Here is a 6,672-nt window from a genome sequence, read left to right as displayed (position 1 = left end):
GAACTTCAGCCCCGACACCCGCTCCAGCACCGGCACGCAGTCTTCCTCGGTGGCCCCCGGATACACCGTGGACTCGTAGATGACGATGTCGCCGCGCTTGAGCACCGCGCCGATCGTCTCGCTGGCCCTGACCAGCGGCGTCAGGTCCGGCTGCTTGTACTCGTCGATGGGCGTGGGCACCGTCACGATGTACACGTTGGCCCTGGCCAGCTCCTGGCGGTCGGCCGTATAGCTCAGGTGCCGGGCCTCGGCCAGCTCTTCCCTGCCGACTTCCAGGGTCTGGTCGAATCCCGACTGCAGCCCGTCCACGCGGCGGGTGTTGATATCGAAACCGATGACCGGCCGCTTCTTGCCGAACTCCACGGCCAGCGGCAGGCCCACGTAGCCCAGGCCGACCACGGCCAGCTTGACGTCGGAGAGATTCATGATGTTGTGGGGCATGTCATACCTCTGAAAGGAAAATCAATACATTTCGACGCGCTGGCCGACGATCATCACCTGCACGATGGGGGTAATGATCTTTTCCCATTCGTACATCGGCGCGTTGCTGACGTAGACCACGTCTTCGGGCAGCAGCTCGAACTGCTTGGCCAGGAACATGGATTCGGGGTTGCGCATGTTCAGGCGGAACACCACCGGATGCGGCGAGCCGTCGGCCGACTTGCCGTCCAGCCGGAACACGAAGACGCCGGTGGCGTCGGCGGCCCGGTCGTTCAGGCCGCCCGCCACGCCCAGCGCGTCCAGCAGGTTGGTGCGATTCGACGGCAGCTCGTGCAGACCGGGCTTGGCGAGCGCGCCCATGGCCACGAAGCGCTTCAGGTTGGGCTCCACGACCAGCTCGGAGCGCGGCTCAACGGGCACGTTGCGCCCATTGAGCAACTGGTAGTACGGAATGCGCCTGACCTGCGCGCCATGGCGGATGACCACGTCGGCCTGGTAGGAAGGCAGCGTGGAGCCGCCGGCCAGCGTGATGGCGTCCAGCGCCGTGAGGGGCGCCTTCAGGCCGCCGAAGCGGCCGGGGTGCTGCACCGCGCCCGCCACCAGCACGGAATTGCTGCGGTCGTCGGCCAGGTCCACCATGACCTGCGGCTGAACGGCCGCCGTATGGCGCAGGCTGGCCTTGATGCTTTCCTCGATGGCCGGCAGCGACTTGCCCTGCACCGTCAGCCGCCCGGCATAGGGCAGCGAGATCGTGCCCTTCGAATCCACGCGCACCGCCTCGAAAACCGTGCCGCCCGCCGCCAGAGGCGCGAACAGTCCGCCTTCCACGCTGTCGGCCACCAGGATGCGCAGCACGTCGCCCGGCAGCACGCGGATGTTGCCGGCATAGCCGTCGGAAGTGCCGCCCTCGTCCTTGCGGGAGCGGTCCAGCAGATAGGGCGCGATGGTGGCGGCGCTCAGGTCCACCACCTGGTAGGGCGCGGCGCTGTCGGACGGCCCGCTCAGGATGGCCGAGCGCGTGGGCCCGGAACCCGACAGCAGGCTGCAGCCCGACAGCATGGCCAGCGCGAAGACCGCGGTAAAGCGCAAAACTCTAGTGTTCATGACTCCATTCCAGAATGGCGGCCGGCGGCCGTGTCTAATTGAGATAGCAGGAGACGGTCGAGGCGATCATCTGCTCGAGCGAGAATCGCGCCTGCGCCCAGGCCCGCGCCTTGCTGCCGATGTCGGGATCCTTGCGCCGCATGTCCCGCATCTGCGCCAGCGCGCGCACGACCTCCGGCGCCTCGACTTCGCCTGCCGGCAGCGTCAGGCCCGTCACGCCTTCCTGCACCGCCTCGCCCGCTCCGCCCGCGAGCGTGGTCACCACGGGCACGCCGGCGAACTGCGCCTCGATGAGCACATTGGGCAGGCCCTCGAAGCGCGACAGCAGCATGAAGGCGTCGAAGTGCGACAGCCAGTAGCCCACGCGCCGCGAAATGCCGGTGAACAGGATGCGGTCGCTCATGCCCAGGCGCTGCGCGAACTCCCTGACCGGCTCGAGCAGCGGCCCGCCGCCCACCATCACGAAGCGCGCGTCGGGGTTGGACTGCGAATACAGATGCGCCGCCTCCACCCACAGAAAGGGCCGCTTGTTGTCGTCGACCCGCATCACGGTGCCGACCGTGTAGGCGGCCTGCGGCGTGCGCGCCTCGAACTCGCGCCACAGCCGCACGCACTCGTCGTCCTGCACCGCCGGCAGCGGCGCCAGGCCGTTGTAGACCACGGGAATGCTGCGCTCGTCCAGGTCCAGCCACTGCGCATAGCGGCGCGCCGCGAAGCCGGAATTGGAGCTGAGCGCCACGCCCTTCATGCCCAGCAGCGCGCGGTAGATGATGTCGTACTCCACGCGGTAGCGGTCGGGCCGGTCCACGGGCGGCATGGTGCGCACCGACAGCACGATGCGCGGCACGCCGGCCAGCAGCGCCGACAGTGCGGTGGCGAAAATGGAGCCGTCCTGCCAGATGTGCGCCACCGTGGGCGCGGCCGTGCGTATCGCGTCGGTGAGTTTGCTCGTGCCTTCCACGATCTGCTTGGGCAAGAAGCGCAGATAGTCGCGGTACGGGCTGAGCAGCGACGCGTATTCGCAGCCGCCCCAGGGCTGCATGTCCGCATAGACCGACACCGGAATGCCGGCCTCCCGGAGCGTGGCCTCGAAGAAGTCGGCGCCCTCGCGGCTGCGCAGCGAACGGCAGACGACCTGCACCGGACCGAGCACCGGGTAGCCCGCGACGGACCGGCCTTCCTGGATCGCCGTCTGCAAGGCCACCGCGGTGTTGACGAACTGCCGCTCGGCGCCGCCCGCGCCCAGAGAACCGTTGATCATCAGCACCGGCCCCAGGAAACCGTCTTCCGGCGGCTCGTATTCGGCGTTGCGGCGGCGTCCGATCTCCTCGAACAGCTTCTCCAGCACCAGGATGCTGACGGGCACGTCGTCGCCGCCATGCACGCCGAGCTGGCGCAGCGCGATCAGGTCGGTATTGAGTTCGTCCAGCCGGCGCGAGAGCTTGCGCGCGGACGGCCCGATGGCGGCCAGGCCGCGCTCGAGCACCTCGCGGGCGCGCCACGGGTAGCCGCGCCGCGTGCACGACTTGGCCCAGGCGACGTAGCCGTTCTCGAACCCGGGATGCGCGTCGGCCAACCGCGCAAAGCATGCTTCGGCCTGCTCGGACAGGCCGAGCTCGTCCCAGCTCTTGGCCTCCAGCAGGATGTCGCGCGCGGCCACGCTGCCGCCGGAGAAGTACAGCTCGATCTCCTTGCGCCCCGCGTCCACGCCCAGCTGGCGCTTCACGTTGCGCAGCATCAGGATGAACGCATCGGACGAATCGGGAAAGCGCTGGTGGATGCCCCGCCACACGGCCAGGCTCTCGTCGGGCCGGTGCGCGGCTTCCAGCGCGCGCGCCACCAGCACCTGGAACAGCTCTGTCTGCGGATAGCGCTGCACGCAGCCCAGCAGCTCGGGCAGCGCGCCCAGCGGATCGTCGGCCTGGATGCGCGCTTCCAGCGTGCGCCGGGCGCGCTCCAGCAGATCGCGTTCGGGCTCGGCGCCGTCGGCCGAGGCCGAAGCCAGGGCGGCCTGCAGCCGGTCGGGCGTGGAAACCGCGCCGCCCGCGGCGGCGGCGTCGCGATCGGCGCGGCGGGGACGCCGGATGCGTGCAAGCAGGGATAGCATGATGGATATCCTCCTTTGCCGGTCAGGCGTGATCCTTGATGGCGTAAGTCACCAGCACGCCCACGATCCACAGAATGAAAAGCGCCATCACGCCCAGCGCCGTGTCCACGAAGCGCCGGGGATACTGGGACTCGTCGGCCAGTTGCGGCTGCGAGGCCACCACCGTGTAGAGCACCTGGCGCGTGGCCAGGGAGCGGGCGTCTTCCAGCGATTTCAGGGCGCCGGTGTAGTAAGCCTCCGCGAACTGGCGCTCGGTCTCGGCCGCCTCGTACTCGCGCAGCAGCGTAGACAGCGAGTCTTTCCCCGCTCCCTTGCCCACGCTGATCTGGTGATCGTTCAGGGCTTCCAGCTGGCGCTTGAGCGCCTCGTGGCGCGCCTGCACCCGCTCGTAGGCGGGGCCGCGCGACAGCCCGCCCCGGCGCAGCGAATCCAGCTGCGCCGCCACCGTGGCGATCTCGCCGCGCACCTGCGCGGCCAGCTGCAGATTGGCCTCGGCTTCTTTCACCGGGTCCTGCACGCCGGTGCGCGCCCGCAGTTCCTGCACGCTCTGGCGCGCCTTGGCCAGGCGCTCCTCGGCCCGCGCTACTTCATCGGTGGCGAAGCGCACGCTGTCCGAGCGCGACTTGGCCGACATCTCGTTGACCAGCGCCTCGCTGGATTCCAGGATGGCCTTGGCCAGCCTGAGCGAATCCTCCGGCGAGAAGGCGCGCACCTTGAGAATGATGGCGCCCGTGGACATGTCGAACTGGATGTCCACCATGCGGTTCCACTGCCGCCACAGCCCTTCGGCCGTGTCATCGGCATCCATGCGGTACCAGAAATCCAGCACAGGGCGCGACCACATCTTGCGCAGGTCGAGCTTCTTGTCCAGCTCCTGCACGATCTGGCGCGATTTCACGTAGTCCACCACCGCGAACGAGTCCACGAACAATTCCGTGGTCACGCCGGCGCCGCCCGCCATGGGATGGCTCTGCGCGCCCGCGCCGGCCACCTGGTTGGGCGAGCCGGCGCGCAGGCCGAAGCGCGCCTCCGACACGTACTGGCTGGCCGCGATGAAGAACAGGTATATCGCCAGCAGCAGCGCCGGCACGCCGATCACGGCCACCGCCGACCAGCGCAGCAGGGTCATGCCCGGCTTCGCCCCGTCGTCGGGCAGCCGCGGCCCGCTATAGACTTTTTCCGTCGTCGTCATGTCAATCTCTCGGAGGGTTGGACGCGGCCAGAAACGCCGCGCCGGAATCAGGCGGCGGTCGACACCGTGGCGGTCGATACCGCGGCGGTCGGCGCCGCGGCGGCAGGCGCCGCGGGCTGGGCGGCGCCATAGCGCGCGATCGCCTCGGCCAGGGGCAGCGGCTCGCCCAGCCTGCCGTTCTCCAGGATCATCCCGGACTGGCAGAAGCGCTGCGGCGAGGTCGTCACGCTGGAAACGATGATGACCGTCGCATTGCGCGCGCGCTCGGCGAACACCTCCAGGCACTTGCGCTTGAAAGCCGGGTCGCCGACGGCCACCATCTCGTCGGCCACGTACACGTCGAACTTCAGCGCCATGGAAAGGCCATAGGACAAGCGCGCCCGCATGCTGTTGGCATAAGTGGCCACCGGCAGGTCATAGGCGCGGCCGAGTTCCGAGAACTCGTACACGAAGCGCTCCACCTGCGGCACGTTGGCGCCGTAGATGCGCGCCACGAAGCGCACGTTGTCGCGCCCCGTCATGCTCGGGCTGATGGCGCCGGCGAAACCCAGCGGAAAGGACACCGAGCCCTCGCGCCGCACGCCGCCGGAATCGGGCAGTTCCATGCCGCACATCATGCGCACCAGCGTGGACTTGCCCGAGCCGTTGCCGCCCAGGATGGCCATGTTCTCGCCTTCCCGGAAGGTGAAAGAGATATCGTCCAGCACGCGCTTGACGCCCTTGCGGGAGCGGAACGACTTCGAGATATGCCGCAGTTCGAGCAACAGACCCTCCATGAGATACGCCGGCTTCAGCGCGTGTGCAGGCGCCGCCGGAAGGCGCGCTCCATGCACAGGCCCAGCACCACGCTGGCCACGGCCCACTCGATGAGATAGGCGCGGTCCAGGGTGAGCGAACTGAAGTTGGCGAAATAGCCTTCGCGGAACCATTCGATGGCGTGCACCAGCGGATTCCACACGAGAACGCGGCGCGCCTGGTCCGGCAGCGAATCGACCAGGTAGAACACGCCCGACAACAGGTACAGGGGCTTGGTCACGGCGCTGTAGACGCGCTCCCATGCCTTGAACAGCATGTTCAGCACGGCGTTGACGAGCCCGACGCCGAACCCCAGCAGGAAGGTGAACAGGGCCGCCGCCGCGCATTCCTCCACGCGCTCGGGCAGCACCAGCCGCCCGCCCAGCATCACGATGAAGAGCAGGATGGCGAACACGATCATCCAGGTCAGCCCCTGCAGCAGCGCCTTGGCGAAGACGATGTCCATATTGGTGATGGGCGGCAGGCGCAGCAGTTGCCCGTTGGACGAAATGGCCCGCGAGAGCTGCGAGGACGTATGGCTGAACAGGAAGAACGGCATGATGCCGGTGATGAAGAACATCTGCAGGTTGCCCATCGGCGCGTGCCTGCCCCACACCATGTAGATCGCGGAGAGCACGGCAACGTGCAGGATCGGCTCGATCAGGGCCCACAGATAGCCCAGGCGCGTGCCGCCGAAGCGCACCCGCGTCTCGCGGAACACCAGCGACAGCACCACGCGGATCTGCGTCTGCAGGGCGGCAGCGCTCACCTGCCCCGTCCCGTACATGCCATGCAAGTCCTCCCACGCGGCCGGGCCGCTCTTGCGATTAATCAGGCGCCGGCAAGCGGCCGGCAAAAACGGAACGAATGATAAGAGCGGGTAAAACGCCGCCGGATTTCAATATTTATCAAATCAAATCAAACGTGGCTGCGGTTCGAATATGAGTATTAATGATGTATAGGCAACCCTATAATGAACGTGGAATTTCGCTCCCCCGCTCCGGCGCGGCACCGTAAATTCCCCCTTCGCCCC

Annotated in this window: 5 protein-coding genes and 1 pseudogene; all 6 read right to left on the bottom strand. The window is 67.8% G+C overall.

Translation table 11 applies throughout. The annotated features are described in order from the left end of the window. Positions 1-426 (bottom strand): annotated as a pseudogene (locus NGJ44_RS09385) (Vi polysaccharide biosynthesis UDP-N-acetylglucosamine C-6 dehydrogenase TviB); the annotation flags it as partial. A gap of 36 nt (positions 427-462) precedes the next feature. Then, positions 463-1,545, bottom strand: coding sequence for a polysaccharide biosynthesis/export family protein (locus NGJ44_RS09380; RefSeq protein WP_053246725.1), 1,083 nt, complete (start codon positions 1,543-1,545; stop codon positions 463-465). 34 nt (positions 1,546-1,579) lie between these two features. Next, a complete protein-coding gene (locus NGJ44_RS09375; protein ID WP_251863773.1) occupies positions 1,580-3,652 on the bottom strand; it encodes a glycosyltransferase in 2,073 nt (690 codons plus the stop codon). Positions 3,653-3,674: 22 nt separating this feature from the next. After that, positions 3,675-4,844 (bottom strand): KpsE/RkpR family capsule polysaccharide export protein, encoded by a 1,170-nt coding sequence (locus NGJ44_RS09370; protein ID WP_251863772.1) that lies wholly within the window; start codon positions 4,842-4,844, stop codon positions 3,675-3,677. Positions 4,845-4,891: 47 nt separating this feature from the next. Further along, positions 4,892-5,620 (bottom strand): ABC transporter ATP-binding protein, encoded by a 729-nt coding sequence (locus NGJ44_RS09365; RefSeq protein ID WP_251863771.1) that lies wholly within the window; start codon positions 5,618-5,620, stop codon positions 4,892-4,894. Positions 5,621-5,634: 14 nt separating this feature from the next. After that, on the bottom strand, positions 5,635-6,426 hold the full coding sequence (locus NGJ44_RS09360) for an ABC transporter permease (protein ID WP_251863770.1): 792 nt from the start codon (positions 6,424-6,426) through the stop codon (positions 5,635-5,637). Positions 6,427-6,672: the final 246 nt, after the last annotated feature.

Origin of the sequence: Achromobacter sp. Marseille-Q4962 (genome assembly GCF_943737005.1) — a bacterium.
Classification (GTDB): Bacteria; Pseudomonadota; Gammaproteobacteria; order Burkholderiales; family Burkholderiaceae_B; genus Achromobacter.
Note: the sequence above shows the minus strand (reverse complement) of the source record. Positions and strands in the feature narration are given on the sequence as shown.

What these genes read in the sequence shown, in the direction of transcription:
- NGJ44_RS09365 (WP_251863771.1), bottom strand. Translation starts at nt 5,620, where the DNA reads ATGGAGGGTCTGTTGCTCGAACTGCGGCATATCTCGAAGTCGTTCCGC.
- NGJ44_RS09375 (WP_251863773.1), bottom strand. Translation starts at nt 3,652, where the DNA reads ATGCTATCCCTGCTTGCACGCATCCGGCGTCCCCGCCGCGCCGATCGC.
- NGJ44_RS09370 (WP_251863772.1), bottom strand. Translation starts at nt 4,844, where the DNA reads ATGACGACGACGGAAAAAGTCTATAGCGGGCCGCGGCTGCCCGACGAC.
- NGJ44_RS09360 (WP_251863770.1), bottom strand. Translation starts at nt 6,426, where the DNA reads ATGTACGGGACGGGGCAGGTGAGCGCTGCCGCCCTGCAGACGCAGATC.
- NGJ44_RS09380 (WP_053246725.1), bottom strand. Translation starts at nt 1,545, where the DNA reads ATGAACACTAGAGTTTTGCGCTTTACCGCGGTCTTCGCGCTGGCCATG.